Annotated in this window: 16 protein-coding genes and 1 tRNA gene; 3 read left to right on the top strand and 14 right to left on the bottom strand. The window is 30.9% G+C overall.

Annotated elements, in window-relative coordinates; genetic code table 11:
- Positions 1-58: 58 nt before the first annotated feature.
- The 4 genes from H1R17_RS12910 to H1R17_RS12895 all read right to left on the bottom strand — a co-directional run bounded on the left by H1R17_RS12910 (position 59) and on the right by H1R17_RS12895 (position 3,050).
- Positions 59-895, bottom strand: coding sequence for a GNAT family N-acetyltransferase (locus H1R17_RS12910; RefSeq protein WP_163430901.1), 837 nt, complete (start codon positions 893-895; stop codon positions 59-61).
- A 94-nt stretch (positions 896-989) separates the two neighbouring features.
- Positions 990-1,508 (bottom strand): hypothetical protein, encoded by a 519-nt coding sequence (locus tag H1R17_RS12905; protein WP_163430902.1) that lies wholly within the window; start codon positions 1,506-1,508, stop codon positions 990-992.
- 53 nt (positions 1,509-1,561) lie between these two features.
- Complete coding sequence (locus H1R17_RS12900) at positions 1,562-2,161, bottom strand: GrpB family protein (RefSeq protein ID WP_163430903.1); 600 nt, start codon at positions 2,159-2,161, stop codon at positions 1,562-1,564.
- 61 nt (positions 2,162-2,222) lie between these two features.
- Positions 2,223-3,050: an AraC family transcriptional regulator gene (locus tag H1R17_RS12895; RefSeq protein ID WP_163430904.1), complete on the bottom strand. Its 828-nt coding sequence runs from the start codon at positions 3,048-3,050 to the stop codon at positions 2,223-2,225.
- Between the two features lie 177 nt (positions 3,051-3,227).
- Here H1R17_RS12895 and H1R17_RS12890 point away from each other — a divergent pair, with 177 nt between their 5' ends.
- Positions 3,228-3,761, top strand: coding sequence for a GNAT family N-acetyltransferase (locus tag H1R17_RS12890; protein ID WP_255489037.1), 534 nt, complete (start codon positions 3,228-3,230; stop codon positions 3,759-3,761).
- A 72-nt stretch (positions 3,762-3,833) separates the two neighbouring features.
- Here H1R17_RS12890 and H1R17_RS12885 read toward each other — a convergent pair whose 3' ends face one another.
- From H1R17_RS12885 to H1R17_RS12840, 10 genes are all read right to left on the bottom strand, one after another.
- A complete protein-coding gene (locus tag H1R17_RS12885; protein WP_163430906.1) occupies positions 3,834-4,226 on the bottom strand; it encodes a DUF1398 domain-containing protein in 393 nt (130 codons plus the stop codon).
- A gap of 128 nt (positions 4,227-4,354) precedes the next feature.
- On the bottom strand, positions 4,355-4,822 hold the full coding sequence (locus H1R17_RS12880) for a hypothetical protein (protein WP_240453313.1): 468 nt from the start codon (positions 4,820-4,822) through the stop codon (positions 4,355-4,357).
- A gap of 84 nt (positions 4,823-4,906) precedes the next feature.
- A complete protein-coding gene (locus H1R17_RS12875; RefSeq protein ID WP_163430908.1) occupies positions 4,907-5,887 on the bottom strand; it encodes a BtrH N-terminal domain-containing protein in 981 nt (326 codons plus the stop codon).
- Between the two features lie 126 nt (positions 5,888-6,013).
- Positions 6,014-6,622: a hypothetical protein gene (locus H1R17_RS12870; protein ID WP_163430909.1), complete on the bottom strand. Its 609-nt coding sequence runs from the start codon at positions 6,620-6,622 to the stop codon at positions 6,014-6,016.
- Between the two features lie 87 nt (positions 6,623-6,709).
- Positions 6,710-8,095, bottom strand: coding sequence for a serine hydrolase (locus H1R17_RS12865; protein ID WP_163430910.1), 1,386 nt, complete (start codon positions 8,093-8,095; stop codon positions 6,710-6,712).
- Between the two features lie 74 nt (positions 8,096-8,169).
- The gene (locus tag H1R17_RS12860) at positions 8,170-8,916 is read right to left on the bottom strand and encodes a hypothetical protein (RefSeq protein ID WP_163430911.1); all 747 of its coding nucleotides are present in this window, start codon (positions 8,914-8,916) and stop codon (positions 8,170-8,172) included.
- Positions 8,917-8,980: 64 nt separating this feature from the next.
- Complete coding sequence (locus tag H1R17_RS12855; RefSeq protein ID WP_163430912.1) at positions 8,981-10,078, bottom strand: hypothetical protein; 1,098 nt, start codon at positions 10,076-10,078, stop codon at positions 8,981-8,983.
- A 59-nt stretch (positions 10,079-10,137) separates the two neighbouring features.
- Positions 10,138-11,238, bottom strand: coding sequence for a hypothetical protein (locus H1R17_RS12850; protein ID WP_163430913.1), 1,101 nt, complete (start codon positions 11,236-11,238; stop codon positions 10,138-10,140).
- Between the two features lie 17 nt (positions 11,239-11,255).
- Complete coding sequence (locus H1R17_RS12845) at positions 11,256-12,020, bottom strand: toxin-antitoxin system YwqK family antitoxin (RefSeq protein ID WP_163430914.1); 765 nt, start codon at positions 12,018-12,020, stop codon at positions 11,256-11,258.
- A 63-nt stretch (positions 12,021-12,083) separates the two neighbouring features.
- On the bottom strand, positions 12,084-13,256 hold the full coding sequence (locus tag H1R17_RS12840) for a WG repeat-containing protein (protein WP_163430915.1): 1,173 nt from the start codon (positions 13,254-13,256) through the stop codon (positions 12,084-12,086).
- Positions 13,257-13,504: 248 nt separating this feature from the next.
- Here H1R17_RS12840 and H1R17_RS12835 point away from each other — a divergent pair.
- Positions 13,505-13,578: transfer RNA gene (locus tag H1R17_RS12835), tRNA-Ile, on the top strand.
- Between the two features lie 279 nt (positions 13,579-13,857).
- The gene (locus H1R17_RS12830) at positions 13,858-15,063 is read left to right on the top strand and encodes a site-specific integrase (RefSeq protein WP_163430916.1); all 1,206 of its coding nucleotides are present in this window, start codon (positions 13,858-13,860) and stop codon (positions 15,061-15,063) included.
- The last annotated feature ends 405 nt before the right edge of the window (positions 15,064-15,468 follow it).

Raw genomic sequence — 15,468 nt, 5'->3', positions numbered from 1 at the left:
GTTTTAAACCTAATACTTGTTAATTCATCACAATAGGTTGTTGATGCATGAGTGGTTCTCATAAATATTTGGTCATTTCAAATTGATTGATATCGTTTTTTAAACCTAAATCTTCAAAAAACAATTTCAAGTTTTCGCCAGCTTCATCCACATTATTGACCTGCATTTTCTCACCAGATAATTGGTTTTGAACTTCTTGAAAAAGTTGCTTTCCAATGCCTTTTCGGCGAAATTCTTTCGAAACGGCAATTTGATAAACCCGCTTGTTTGTGGGATTAAACAAAACATACCCCACTAAATGATCATTTACAAAAGCGCCCAAAGCAGTTGGTTTTGCCATCTTCATACTTTCATTACTGCTTTGCCAACTTGGTGAAATATCCCAAAAATTGCGCAATTCATCCCAGTTTATATCATTTAGAATTCGAATTTTAGCAATATTAGTGTTCAATTTTACATCTAAAATGCCACTAAAACACAAGAGCTTTCTATTGATTTTAAAGCCATTTTTCTCATAAGCTCTTATGGCCGAGCTGTTCCCTTCAATCACTTCCAAAATGAGTTGGTTTGTGTGATTTTTTAATAAAAAGTCTTGAATAAAATCATACATTTTATCTACCAAAGCTTTTCCCCGATGTGTTGGAATTACACCCGTTCCTGCATTGTAAACTTTTGTTTTGCGATTTTCATTACGTACACCGTGCATAATGAAAGCTACCATTTCATCTTCGAGAAAAACACCAATAGACCAATCTAATAAAATATTTTCCGATGTAATTTTTGATTGTAATTGCGCTTCAGTTAGTTGAAACGGAACTATGTAATCTGCAAATGCGGCATTAATTGTTTTTAATAAAATGGGAGTGTCGTTCTGATTTAATCTGCGAATAATCATTTTGAGTTGGTATTATTGTTAAATAGATAGTCTTGAGGGGTTTATTATTGTTACAATAAAAATTGTTTTTTATAAGGATTGATGTAATAAACAACTAACATGGCGACCAATAGTAAACTGCTACTACTTTGTGGTTTTTTAATTCAATTTGTATTTCATCATCCCATTCTGCATTAAATTTCAATCTTATAAAAGCTGGATTTTGCTCTTTTGTATAATTTTTATAGGCAATGGGGAACATCTTTTTTAAATTGTTAAGGGTTGTCTTGCTTGATATTTTCCATTTCCCAATATGAATAAAACTTTTGGGATTGTTTTTTAAATCGACTTTCTGAAATTCCGCAGTTTTGCTGTAAACCAAAAAAGTAAAACCTTGCCTTTGGTACGTATAAAATGGAGTCTTATTTGCGGCTTCCTCTGCATAGGTTCCACATTCAGGATAAGTCTCTATCCATTTTTCAGCTTTGCCCATTTTTGAAATAAGTTCATCTTTTGTTGTAAAGAACATGACTTTACCGTTTGCTTTTAGGTCATCGTCTTTTACAATTTGTATGTTCTGAGCTTTTGCGTATACAAAAAAGAAAGTGAGTACAAAGGTGATAAGGTTTTTCATTTTTTGGAAGTATTAAAGGTCCTAAACAAATTGAACGAACATATGATACGTGGCTAAATATTTTTGTTTTGATACCAATTTACAGCAATTTTTTCATACCTTTTCAAGAAATCATCTTTTGCTTCGTTGTATTCGTTACCATCTTTCCATTCGTTTTTAACGAGTTTTTCTTTTAAGATTTGGTATTCATTTTTTACTTGATCATTTGTTCGCAAATAATCTCGAAACGCAATATGACGAATCCATTCTTCCGAATCTTTAACAAACGCGTGAATATGAGCCAAACGTAAATTATGGTTTTGTAATACTGCAGGAATTTCTTCATCTAGTTTTATAATTGATGAAGTGTTCATTTCTTCTGTTGATTGTTTAAACATTACAAAAAACCTTCTTGTAGGCATCTCTTGATTGTACTTTTCATAATAGACAACATTTGGTAATTTTAGGAACTCTGGAATTTTATCCAAATATTCCTCAGTTTCAACTCCTAACTGAATATCAATTATAGGTTTTGCTGAAATTCCATTCACAGAAGTACTTCCAATATGATCAATTTGAATTGGAAAAGTTTTCAAAACATTTTCTATTTCAATTTTAATTTCTTCAAACTGCTGTTTCCATAAAGGATTATAGGTTTCAAAAGGTAAAATCATTCGTTTTAAAATTAGAAATATAAGGTTTAAATTATGCTTGATAGTTTTTTTAATGCCTAACTTATTTTCTATAGGCTGTTAATGTGATTCCTGTTTGACGTTTAAAATAGCGAGCTAAATAAGAGGTATCTTCAAAATTAAGAATCTCTGCTATTTCTTTGATCGATTTTTCAGTGGTGCGCAGTAAGGTTTTAATCTCTAGAACAACTTGTCTGTCAATTAAACCTTTGGGTGAATCGTTCAGAAAATCTTTCGTTATTTGAGACAGATAGTAAGGGGTAATATGCAGTTTTTCTGCATAAAATGCAACGTTTCTTTCTTTGTTACTGTACTTACCAATCAATTCCCAAAAATTCCAAGACAACATTTCTTTTCTACTATATTGTTTTTCCAGGTTTAGATTTTCAAAGGAAACGGTTGCAGCCATTTTTAGAAAAAAATTCTGTAAATGATTTCTATACATGATATGTTGATGCGGAGTACAGCTATTTTTTATATTCTTTAACGCATCTATCCATCCATAAAGTAAAGAAATTTCTAAACCTCGAGGTCTAGCAAATGGGTATTTATTAAGGTACAAAAAAAGCTGATTGGGTAAATCATAGGCAATTTCGGCAGCCAAAGTTTTGTCTACAAGACAATAAAATGCATTAAAATCATTAGATGCACGCTGTATTATGGTTACGTAATCTTCTGCCAAAACTAACACATCATTGGCTTTAAGCAAATAGTTTTTAAAGTTAACACTAACTACAGCGTTTCCTTTTGTACAAATGATAAGCGATGTATAGGTAAGCTGCAAAGGGAGTCCAATGCTACTACGAAAAGTACTTTCTCCAATAGTTAGTAGTTCTTTTTCTTTTACAAAATTAGACACATATCTTTTCATGTACTTTCTGTTTTTGTAGTAAAATTAATATATTTATGTGTTATTAGCTCTTTTTGTTTTAAAAAGTACCTAAATTGCTTAAATAATGACACTAAGTTGTTTTTCATAAGAAGGTAGTTTTGTCCTATACTTTTAATACCAAATAATGTTATGATTTTAGAAACTGAAAGATTGATTTTGCGTCCATTTAAAGAAACAGATGCAGCAGCAGTATATGAATATGCTAAAGACGATAGAGTGGGACCAATAGCTGGTTGGCCGCCTCATATAAGTGTTGAACAAAGCAAAGAAATCATCCAAACAATTTTTAATCAGGAGGGCGTTTTTGCCGTTACATTAAAAAATACCGACAAAGTTATAGGAATGATTAGTTTGATTGTTGGGGCAAAAAGTAATTTTCCTATTACAGAAGCAGAAGCCGAAATATCGTATTGGCTGGGCGTACCATTTTGGGGTAAAGGCATCATGCCAGAAGCTATTAAAGAAATAGTACGCTATGGATTTGAAAATCTAAGACTAGTAAATATATGGAGCGGCTATTACGATGGAAATGCTAAATCTAAAATAGCACAAGAGAAATGCGGTTTTCGTCACCATCATATTGAAGAAGCAAGTGAGAGTGTATATGTAGCGGGGGCTCAAGTTGAGCATATTAGTCGTATGACACGTGATGAGTGGACCATGGCTACTTATGGAAAGGTGTCGTTTTAAAAATCAGCATCTATTCAACAATTCACTCCTAAAGTACTTGAGATTAAGCTCGATATAAGAACACAACGATAGTTAAACTTCTGAAATTTGTTCCGTTAGAATGTCATTTCCTGTTTTATCATAATAAACGCACGTCATTTTTTCAAGATCCATGACCCATTTTTCAATGCCATTTACAGCACAATCACTACAAAATGTGAAATAATCTGTTTTTCCTTGTTGGTGTTCTCGTAGTTTAGTTTTGAAGGTATCAGTAGTTACCTCGTCAGCAATAAACAAAGGTTCATATTGAGGTTCAGAAGTTAACGTATTGTTGTTAGTACCTAAATAGGTAGTGCTGCTATCTTTTACCAATGTTTGAAATGATTGTACGCCCATTTGCTTTAATGCTTGAATGTACTTAGGAAAATCTGCACCCGATTTTACTTTTTCATGCTCTTTTTCTATTTGTTGTATGCTAAACATATGATGTATAAATTGATTGCGATTATTCTTTTATTTTCATTAGCGTTTTTAGAATTACACTAAAGTAAATATTTTCTAAGAATTTAATAACAAAAAGATTTCTGTTTCCTAAAAAAAATACAACACTTTTAATTTGTTGAAGTATTTAAAATCTTTAGTTTTTGTTCAATCATTTTTATTCGTTCAAACCAATATTTTTTAGCATCGTCATTGGTTATAGCTCCCTTTTTAGGTCGGTAATCTGAAGGGATTTTGCCAATATTACTCCAATATTTGTTTTGCTCTCTTTGTACTTCTTTATTATTTGTAGGCTCAATTCTATTGCGCCAAAAAGTAAGTTGTTCTTTATAACCAATTAGTATTTCTTCAAAATAAGCAATTAATTGTTCTTTATCACGTGGAATATAACCAGGACCATAACATCCGCAAGAATAGAAAGCAATGCCTACAGAGTATAAATCTTTAATATGTTTCCATTCTTTGAGATTATCTTTTTTAGGTGCTGCAAAATCCAAGCCCATATTGGCCATTAATGTGCCACATTGGGGGCATTTTGCTTCCGTTTCATCCATTTTACCTCTACTAATATCAGTCATAAGTCTACGCTTAAAAGTTTTGCAACAATGAAAGCATGCATAGTGAGGTTTATAAATAGTCATAGAATACCTACACATTTGTTTTTATAATTTAGTTAGTAGTTCCATCGTTTTCTTTTCTTTATCCGAAATACTTTGTAAGAGCGCAGAAGCTTGTTCAACATAATAAACATCTTTTGTTTCACTAATAGTTAAAAATAGATTTGAAACATTTGTCCACTCTTGAGCAATTTCTTTGAAATTTTCGGATGCTTTTTTTAGTAAGTCTAAAGGAATTATGGTATAACTTTCTTCTAAAAAATCTCTATATAGATTGCGAAACAAAGCACCTCCAGTTCCTCCTTTTTCCATTAGTTCAGCACAGGCTTTAAACTCTGTTTCAATATGAGAACTTGTATGAAACCATTTTGCTATTTCAGTACTTGTTTTTAGTATTCCTTGATAAGAGATGTTTTTAATAGAAGGGTTTAAATAATCTGTTGCATTGTTTTTAATAGCATTAATTATTCCTTTTTCTATGTTAATTTTTTTATCTGTGAATTGTAATGTGTAATATAAATTCTTGGAAGTCATAGGTCCTTTTGCTGCCCTTGCCAATGCTAAGCTAGATAAAGAAGTTGTTACTTGCCCTCCTTGTTGCTGCGTGTCTACTAAATAAGCATTTATGTCATCATACCCATAAATGGCGGCATAATGCCCTCCAAAATGAAAAGGTTTGGTAAAATATTCTAAATAATAACAATCTAATTTTAAACCAACAATTTGTTTGTTATCAATTAGTTGTTTTACATCTTTCCATGCTTTTTGTTGAGATGTTGTTTCTTTAACAATAAGTGATAAATTTAAAGAACGCGCTATGTTCTGTGTTAGCAAATCGGTTTTTATACGACCACCTATAAATGGAAACGGCATGGTTTTCATATTCCAATAAATAAAACCAAGTCCTTGACCTAATCCAAAAAGCATGGGTTCAGAAAGAGAAATGCCTAACTGATTTAATAAAGTTCCTGTAGCTGTTGTTTCACAGTGTTGTCCATTAAAAGGTATTATATTCTCTATAATCATGTTTTTTTTTCAAAAATAAGATAAGAGTATGACAAGAGTGTGTCATTTCCATTTTAAATTATTTTGTTCAAACTTTCAATTTCATAATCAAAATATTCATGCCCTTCATAAGCAATGAAGGTACTTCTATTGATCATCTGTTTTAAAAATCTCATATATTGCCTCTGTGCTATTATACTTGAAATTAATTTTTTGCGGAGTTTGTTCTATGTTAGCATCGTAATTCTTAAACATATTCAAACTAGTGTTTTCGTAATCGATAGTGTAATGCAGGTCCATAAAAACATCCGATGGTCTTATATTATTTATAGTAAATTCTAATACCTTATTATTGTTAAAATGCTTAAAACGTAATACTCCGTCATTGTAAGAAGTCATTTTTGGGTACAATTGATATAATTGATCGTACATTTTTTTTACATTTTCAACACCTTCAATCCGCAACCAATAGTCTTGAACAATTTGTTGTTTGTTTACTACAATAAAAAGCAGGCTACCTTTAACATCTAATAAATGAATTTTGTCAATATCATTGATCTGATATACTTTTCGTTTTTTATCTGAAATGGTTTCTTTGTCATCACCATAAGGAAGATGAGGGAATTTTTTGGTATTCGTAAAATCAGATAATTTTAAAGTATTATTTTTTATTGTAAATGATGTAAGCATATCCGTTTGCCCTTTGGCATTAATAAACAATAAAAAAGTCAATATTAAGTATATAAATCGATACATAAGTAGGTTGTTAAATAGCTTGTAATAAAGAAATTTGTACTACATTAATCGTAACAAAAAGAAACATCTTAATTAAATACTTGGTTTTTATTTCTCTGTTTTGTTTATCAATTCAAAACACAAGCCATCAATATTTTCGTTGGTGTTTGAAACATTCGATAAAATAATAACGGCTGTTTTTTCATCAACATTAACAGCCATTGAAGAGGAATAACCGCCCGTTCCTCCATTGTGCCAAATTAAATCTTTTCCTTTTTCTGACTTTAAAATATGCCAGCCTAAACCTATTTTCATATTTTCGTTAACATTAAAAGTTGATTTTCGTGTTAAGGCTAGTTCTTTGTTTTTAGCGTTAAAATGCTCAGTAGCAAATTTAGACAAATCTTCTGCTGTAGATAATATACCACCACCGCCAAAAAGAACATCAAAATCCCAATTTGAGGTAAGTTCTCCATTTTCATTTAATCCTTTTACAAGTTTATTGTTTAAATTTAGAGAGCTTACAAATGAATTTTTCATTTTGTAGGTATCAAAAACGTTCTTTTGTAGCAAATTGTTAAAACTAGTTTTTTGAGATAAACCAAGTGTATAACCCAATAAACCCGCGCCTAAATTAGAATAGTTGTATTTTTTTGCATCTAGTTTTAGTAGATTTTTTAAATATGCCTCCATTTCTTTTTTACCATAATCTTTATAAGGATTATTTTGGTCAGTTGGGGCTAAATTTTCAGGTAATCGTGGTAATCCTGAAGTATGATTAGACAATTCTTTAAAATTTAGTTTGATATCACTTTTAAAAGGAAAAGAATAATAAGAGTTAATTTCATCCGTCAGTTTTATCTGTCCTTTTTCAACCAATGAAGCTAAAACAGTTGATGTAAAAACTTTTGTAATAGAACCAATTTCAAATACTTTGGATTGATTTTCAATAGGTTTTATAGTATCGTTTTGCTTTATAATTCCGTAATAATTTGTTTTTCCATTTTGAACTACTGCTATTGAAAGTTGCGCTTGATTTGGAAGATCTTTGGTTTTTGAAAAAATGATTTCTGAAATTTCTTTCGGATAATTAGTCAATGCGTTTACAGCATTAGTTGTTTGTTTTTTTGGCTCTTCATAAGGTTTTATATAAAGTCCGTTTATAAGGTTTTGGTCATCAACAGAAATGTTTACAGCTAGAAGCATTTCCTCAAACTTTGTTTTATAAACGGCATAAGTTCCTTGTGTGAAGCTCACAAACTCTTTTGTTTCAATTTTACCAACCTGATTTTTTAGTCCTGCTAAAAATTCTTTTGTTTGTTCCAAAGGCAATGCCTGTTTCATTTCTGGCGAAAAGTTGTTGAAAATTGCATCGAACTTTTCATCGTTATAATTCAAATGAAAATTCTCAATTGCAATTTTGTAGTTTTCTGTCTGAGCAAATAATAAATTGGTCATCAAGGTTAAGATTAAAAGAAAGAATGATTTTTTCATAAATAGTTTGCGTAAACAAGGTTTTTAATAAAGCTAAAGATATAAAAAAGGATCATTTAACAACAATTGAAGCCTTAGTTACCAAATAATTTTTTCCAAAAACTGCTTTTGTTTGAGGTTTCTTGTTGCTGAGGTGTTTGAGTGTTTTGTATTTGACTCATTTGTTCTGCAGCGGCATCAATATACAAGTAAACACCTTCTTTATCGCAATTAAATAAATTAGAATAACTGATAGATTTGGGCATATCAAAAGGATTTGGCTCTACAACCTCAGTTGCTTCTAAAATACCCGAGCCTAATTTTTTGCTTGCTTCTAAAGCTGATAAAAAGACATCAATTCTTTTGTGAGAAAAAAAATGATCTAAATCTTGTTTTATATGGCTATTGTTGTAGTAATCATTTAGTAAAGCAATTGCTTGATCTGCCGGAATATAAACACCAGAACTGTAGTTTTCTGTTATAAGATTAGCTACTGAATTATCCATTGAAAAAGGCAGAATGCTTTGCCAATTTTTAGTGTATTTTTTAAAATGAGGCTTTTCTTCAATTAAAAAGGAAAAGGCAGATCCTCTTGTATAATAGTAGGTTCTAAAAAAGCCCTGAATAACTGCAATGTAATAGCCGTGGGTTTTGTCAAAAACAGCGTTTGGTTCTGTTTGCCTTCCCACAGCAAGTGTATCGGCATATTTTTGTTTGTAAAAGTCTTCCATTTGGTGTTGTAAAGCAAGCTGCTCTACTACATCATGATTTTGAAGAGCATCAAAATACCATTCGCAAATTTCCTCTTCTTTAATAGGGTGGTAACTTATATCAAATCCCATAATACAATTTTTAATTATTTTTAATACAATGATGCAATGCGGTAGTTCTGACGATAGATTTTTATTAGGTTTGTTGATGAAAAGCAACTGCAATACTACAACTGTTACAATTTTCAATGTAAAGCGTTCCTTCTGTATACTCCATTAATTGATCCCATGAGATAGCAGCTAGTAATTTCATTTTTTTCTGACAGTTAGGACAGTTTTCATACTGCCAATCTTGTACCCATTCCGGACTTCCTCCAATAGTTGAAACATCATCATTACCACACGCATAATAAATAGGCTTTGGTGTTAGCGATAATCGTAAATGATTGTTAGTGAGTTTTTGAATAGCCTCTTCTGAAAGATAATTTTCGGTAACAAAAGGATCTATCATTTCAAAAGTACTTGTTCCATTGACTTGATATTGAATGATTGTTTTCTCACACATGCTTGCGCAGTTAGGACAAATAGGTAATTGAATAGTACCAGAGAGTTCTAGAAAACGAAGTCTTTCATCTGTTCCGTCTAGGGTTAAAATATTAACTACAGCACAATTACAAACAGTACAATGCGCTCCTGTTACAGTACTTACTTTTACAGCATTATCCGTTCTTTCATCTTCTAAAAGGGCATAACATTCTTTGTATTGTAAAGCAACTCTTTCTCCATCATTATTAAAAGTCCAACCACCTAAACCGGCATAAAAGGATGGGTCTACATAAAGATTTTTTCGCCAAGGCAATGGATTTTTTTCTAATTCAAAGAAAACATCTTGTACTTTTTTACTTCCAATTATCGAAAGACAATTAAGTATAGCACTAGCTGAAGAGCAATTGGGTTGTTTAATTAAAGCAATAAGTTGGTCTTGAATTTCATCTGAAGCATTTCTATAAAGGGTAGGAGGGTGAAATATGTTTTTCCTAAATGCAGCTTTTGCAATTTCTTTGGTATTAATGTCTTGATAAGCTAATAATCCTATAAAATCTTTATATACTTTATCCCAATCTTCAATGGTTTCAATTTGGTCAATAATATTTGCTATAGTTGCAGCAACTTGTTCCTGAGTCATCAATTCATAATGCAACCTCAGTTTTCTACTATTGCAAGCATAGCACAATCCTTCAAAATATTTTTCTCTAGCACATTCTGGGCAAGGAATTGGTGTTCTCTTTGTCATTTTAGTAGATCTTTTTTCATCAAACTAAATTTAATAAAAAACAATTGAAATTAAGGTGTTTATTGTACTATTTGCTTTTTAGATGTTATAATATACAAAGTATTTTCAGGATCGTAACTTCCGCCATTGAATAGTATAAAATCAAAATCTTTATTGATGAAAAAAGAATATTCCCAATTCAATTTCTGAAAATCTTTCTTATACTTTTGGACGTCTTCACCTTTTATATGCCACCATTTTTTTTCTAAATCATAGTCATCAAAAAAGGTTTGTGACATTTTAAATTTTAAGGTGTCTGTTTTAAACGGAATTTGACAGTAGAAATCGGCATCAAATGTTTTTACATTGTGCGTTCCTACCGCCATTGATCCATTAGAAACGTCTGCTGATCCATATTCTGTGATTTTCATGTAGACAGGTAGCACTTCTGGCGAATTATTGTTGTATTCTTCCTTCCATATTCCCTTATGGTCTTTAATCATTGAAACTTTTTCAAAATTGGTATAAAAATAATACCATTTGTTGTCTAAAAAATAAACAATAGAACCAAAACGCTCAGGACGTTCGTAGTCATTGGTTTTGTAGTAATAAGGTGATTTTTCATTGATTTTATCAAGCAGTTCCTCCTGTTTTTCGTTGCTCCAAGACAAATCCTTGTTCACAGGTATGAAAGATTTTTTTATAGTATCATTGTCCAAAATCCAAGTGTTGTAATACCCAAATCTGGGATTCACAATATAGTCTCCCATTACAAATTCTTGGTCTACTTGGTTGATTTTTACTTTTTTGTAAGTTGATACAATTGTACCAGTTCTGTCTATTTTTTGATAACTAATATTGGCATTATCTCGGTCCGAGTATTCTTCTTTTGGATTTTTGGTTAAAGACAAAACAATCAACTCATTTTTTGAGCTCACAAATTTCTCTGTATAAAACTCACTTTTTATAAAAGGTTTTATGACATAATCGCCCACAGTGTAGGTTTTGTTTTTATTCAAATCAAGGTAATTTTGATACTTTTCCGGAATTTTCTTGTCAAGAAATAAATTTTTGAAGAAAAATTCTCCACTCAAACCTTCAGCCAGCAAGGCAAGAATGATTATAGCGCCTAAAATGTAAAAGATTTTGCGAGGTTTACTTTTATTTAGATTTTGATTCATTTGCTCTCTAAATTCGATTAGTCAAAACTTTTTGTTTCAGTAAGTTGTCCTTGCTCATCATAAAATTTGAATTTTCCAACTTTTTCACCCTTTTTAAAAGTGCCTTTTTCCGCAATCTTTCCATTTTCATGATAAAATCGCCATTTCCCATTTTTTTGTCCTTTGGAGTAATTGGAAACATTTTTAAGATTTCCGTTTTCAAAATACCATTTCCATTGACCGTTTTCTAATCCGTTTTTATAAGTTCCTTTGCAAGCCAATACGCCGTTTGGGAAATACCATAACCATTCGCCGTGCGCTTCGCCATCTTTAAAATTTTCACTTTGTTTTAAACCTCCATTTTCATAATAAAATGGCCATTTTCCATTTTTTTGTCCATTCAAATAATATCCAATAGCTTCTTGATTTCCGTTTTTGTAAAACCATTTATCCATTTGGATAACGCCATTTTCATATGTCGCTTTATTGTATAAAAAACCATCTTTGTAGAAAACCCATTCACCAATTTGTTTATCGTTATCAAAGCTTCCGTACTTTAACAAAGCGCCTTTTGTATCGTAATATTTCCAATCGCCATTGCATTTTCCGTCATTGAAACTGCCTGTTTTCCACAATTGGCCGTTGTCATAATAATACTCCCACAATCCTGTAGGATTTTTATTTTCGTTGAGTTGACCTACTTCATTTTTAGTTCCATTATCGTAAAAAGTATTAAAAGGCGTTTGCGCACTTACAAAAAGCTGCGCGAAAAACACTATTAAAAAACTAAGATTTATTCTCATTTGATGGACTTTTTGATTAATAAAATGACATTTTAAATAGTACTTGCTTGTTTTTCTCCTTAATTACTCCTTTTCTATTTGGTGCCACTTGAAATTTTCAGTATCTCTATCATATTCCATTTTGTAGCTTTTATTGTTTTTAGAGAAAATCAAATAATGGTTCATCCACTCAGAAAAAACTTTGATTACTTTGGTCTTTGATGAAAGAATTTGCGTACCATTATTATCAACCCAATATTCATTTTCATATTTGTTTTTTCTTATCCTAGTTAATGGAAAATCAGGACCTAAATATTCAATTTCGTTATATTCAAGAGGGAATTTCCAACTTCTATTTTCGAAATCAAATACACCAACTTTATCATTTTTACGAACTAAATACATTTGAGTCTTTTGGAAATATTCAATATTATCATAATCAACAGGTAGAATTTCATTTCCTTTTAAATCCAGAATACCACAAGAAACATTAACCAACTTTTTCTTGTTGATGATAACTTTGATGGGAATAGGAGCTTCTCTGATGTAATGCAAATCAATATCTGTAACCCATGTATTTTGATTAATAGCAGCCGATTTAATAGCCTTCATCATAACATATTGATCTTCATTGATAGAAAGTGAATAAGGATAAAAATTCTTTTTTAGCTTTTGTCCGTTTGGAAAAATAAAATAACAGTAGTTGTTTTTTGCAGCAATAAAAAAAGGATGTGGAAATTCGCCAGCCATTGATACAAAAGAATATTCGGCAGGTATAATCATTTTATCAGGGTCAGACAATCCAACTTTATTATCTTTTTCCCATTTTAGGTAGCGTCCTCCAGAAAATGTATACGGCCATTTATCGTATTCAAATGGAATGATAATGTTGTTTTCTTTGTCAATCGCACCAATTTTATCTTTGGTATTTTGAGCAAGAAAATAGTTAAGATAGGTGCCACTATTATAGGTACTGTAATGAACATGTTTGTAAAGAAATGGAATAATTAGTTTTCCATTAGTATCAATAAGACCTTGTCGTTTAAAAGGAGTAAAAAACTCTATTCTAAAGGTTTCTTTTTCAGTATAAACCAATGTTTGCCCTAATCCCCAAAGAACATGATAGGTTTTGCTTTTTTCATCATACTTTCCAGGAACCCACGCACCAGCAAAACCAAAATAGCCCCAAACAAAATAAATGAGGATAGAAATAGCCAAAGCAATGATCCATTTTTTGTATGTTGAACCTTTTTTCATCATACTAAATGTAATAAAAACAATTGAAATTAAGGAGTTTGTTGCGCTATTTTACTTTGTGTATTTAGTTGTTAGAGCGTAAAGGAGGAATATTTATATAAGTGTGTTGACTTTTTGATTTATATTTTTACAAATTAATGTGTTTTAAAAAGAGATAGATATTTGCAGTTTTTTTTATTAAATTTAAAAAAGGGTTGTACAAGTTAAATTTTTACAGTAATATTGCACTCGCTAACGATAAGTAAGCTGGTCCTATAGCTCAGTTGGTTAGAGCACCTGACTCATAATCAGGTGGTCCCTGGTTCGAGCCCAGGTGGGACCACTTTTAAGAAGCTTCACAGAAATGTGGAGCTTTTTTTATTGAGTTAAAGTATTGAAAGACAACGATGTAATACATAATTCATTGTTTTAGAAAGTTTAAAAGCAGTATATAAAACTTCCTAATTATTGTATTTAAGGTGTCCTATTCGGTGTCCCATTCAAAAAAAACCAGGTGTCCCATTGTTATTAGATAGTATATTGATGTGAATAATCTTTCGTAGCACTTGATTTTACTGAGGTGTCCCACTATTACGCATTGTTTAACTTAATACATTAAATTATGCAAAACGACAGTTTTAAAGTGCTTTTCTACTTACGTAAAGCAAAAACAAATTCAAGAGGTGTTGCACCTTTAACATGTAGAATTACATTAAACAAGAAGCGAAAGGAATTCAGTACGGGATATTTTGTACTTGACAAAGATTGGGATGCTTCTAAACAGCTTATTATCTCAAAATCTACCGAGCTAAAAAGCATCAATACCCAACTGAATCAAATAAGTCAACTTTTTTTACAAATTTTCAATACCCTCTTGTTAGAAAAAGAAGGCTTTGATGTTGATGATGTTTACAATCGATACAAAGGCGATACTGACAAGTATGTTACTTATCTATTAGAGTTTTATGTAAACTATCTAAAAAGAATGGAACAGTTAATAGGTATTGACATGAAGAAGCCTACTTGGAAGAAGCATGAGAATGCTTATTTAAACCTCAAAGGTTATATTCAAGCCAATTATAAAGGTAAAGACTTCAAGATACAAGATATTGATTTATCTTTTATTAAAGATTATGAATTTTACCTAAAAACAAATCGTAAATTTTCACAAGCTACAGTAAATAAGGTTCTACAACGATTAAAGAAAATGTTCACATTTGCAATTGAACAAAATGAAATCATACAAAATCCATTTAATGGGTATCGATTTAACTTACTAAAAAAGGAAGTTATTTATCTTACCACAGAAGAATTAAAAGCAGTTGAAAAAGCCAAACCTACTCAACCAAGATTGGTATTGGTAAAAGATTTGTTTGTATTCTGCTGTTATACAGGATTAGCATTTAATGAAATGGCTAACCTTAAACTTTCTAACATAGAGAAAGGTTTTGATGGTAAATTATGGATTTCTTTATTACGAGAAAAGACGAATAAAAGTGTTTCAATTCCAATATTACCAAAAGCTAAAGCAATTTTAGATCAATATTCAACAGATAGTGATTTAGTATTCCCAAAATTAAGCAATCAAAAATTCAATTCGTACTTAAAAGAAATTGCAGATATTGTAGGAATTGAAAAGAATCTAACGCATCATATAGCACGTAAAACCTTTGCAAGTACTGTATTGCTTTACAATGATGTACCTATTGAAATAGTTTCAGAGCTTTTAGGACATTCAAGTATTAAAGTAACTCAAGAAAGTTATGCTAGACTGTCTAATAAGAAAGTGAGTGAAACAATGATTAGGTTGAGTAAAATCTTGAAATGATAATCAAATGTTTAACAATTTTTAATAAGTTTGTAAGGTCTTGTAAAAGACATTTTATCGACTAACAAACAGATCGTGTTTGCTTAAAAGCTCCTTTTTTCAGAAATCCGCCAAATTTCAAATTAATCACAGGAGCAGTTATAGTAGATGCGCATCCATACTTTATGGGTGTGTATTCTCTGTGCTGTAAATTGTGGTTAAGGTTCTTGGCGGAGCCTCTGAATTGGATTTATAAGCAAGAGATGCACACCTTCTTTCGTTTATATAAATTCCGAAGCATCTTAAGGAATCTAATAATCACAATGAAAAAAACATTACTATTTATTTTAGGCTGTCTAATGGCAGTTGCTAGGTACTTTCAACACAAATTTTATACTCACAATAGAGATACGTTAAGTATTTATA

The organism is Flavobacterium sp. xlx-214 (assembly GCF_013874595.1).
GTDB lineage: Bacteria > Bacteroidota > Bacteroidia > Flavobacteriales > Flavobacteriaceae > Flavobacterium.
This window is presented reverse-complemented; position numbering and strand designations above follow the sequence as displayed.

Bases quoted from the DNA above. Each gene is read 5' to 3' on its own strand.
- H1R17_RS12865 (WP_163430910.1), bottom strand. From the start codon at position 8,095: ATGAAAAAATCATTCTTTCTTTTAATCTTAACCTTGATGACCAATTTA.
- H1R17_RS12880 (WP_240453313.1), bottom strand. From the start codon at position 4,822: ATGACTGATATTAGTAGAGGTAAAATGGATGAAACGGAAGCAAAATGC.
- H1R17_RS12895 (WP_163430904.1), bottom strand. From the start codon at position 3,050: ATGAAAAGATATGTGTCTAATTTTGTAAAAGAAAAAGAACTACTAACT.
- H1R17_RS12850 (WP_163430913.1), bottom strand. From the start codon at position 11,238: ATGAATCAAAATCTAAATAAAAGTAAACCTCGCAAAATCTTTTACATT.
- H1R17_RS12875 (WP_163430908.1), bottom strand. From the start codon at position 5,887: ATGATTATAGAGAATATAATACCTTTTAATGGACAACACTGTGAAACA.
- H1R17_RS12855 (WP_163430912.1), bottom strand. From the start codon at position 10,078: ATGACAAAGAGAACACCAATTCCTTGCCCAGAATGTGCTAGAGAAAAA.
- H1R17_RS12845 (WP_163430914.1), bottom strand. From the start codon at position 12,020: ATGAGAATAAATCTTAGTTTTTTAATAGTGTTTTTCGCGCAGCTTTTT.
- H1R17_RS12905 (WP_163430902.1), bottom strand. From the start codon at position 1,508: ATGAAAAACCTTATCACCTTTGTACTCACTTTCTTTTTTGTATACGCA.
- H1R17_RS12830 (WP_163430916.1), top strand. From the start codon at position 13,858: ATGCAAAACGACAGTTTTAAAGTGCTTTTCTACTTACGTAAAGCAAAA.
- H1R17_RS12910 (WP_163430901.1), bottom strand. From the start codon at position 895: ATGATTATTCGCAGATTAAATCAGAACGACACTCCCATTTTATTAAAA.
- H1R17_RS12900 (WP_163430903.1), bottom strand. From the start codon at position 2,161: ATGATTTTACCTTTTGAAACCTATAATCCTTTATGGAAACAGCAGTTT.
- H1R17_RS12860 (WP_163430911.1), bottom strand. From the start codon at position 8,916: ATGGGATTTGATATAAGTTACCACCCTATTAAAGAAGAGGAAATTTGC.
- H1R17_RS12870 (WP_163430909.1), bottom strand. From the start codon at position 6,622: ATGTATCGATTTATATACTTAATATTGACTTTTTTATTGTTTATTAAT.
- H1R17_RS12840 (WP_163430915.1), bottom strand. From the start codon at position 13,256: ATGAAAAAAGGTTCAACATACAAAAAATGGATCATTGCTTTGGCTATT.
- H1R17_RS12885 (WP_163430906.1), bottom strand. From the start codon at position 4,226: ATGTTTAGCATACAACAAATAGAAAAAGAGCATGAAAAAGTAAAATCG.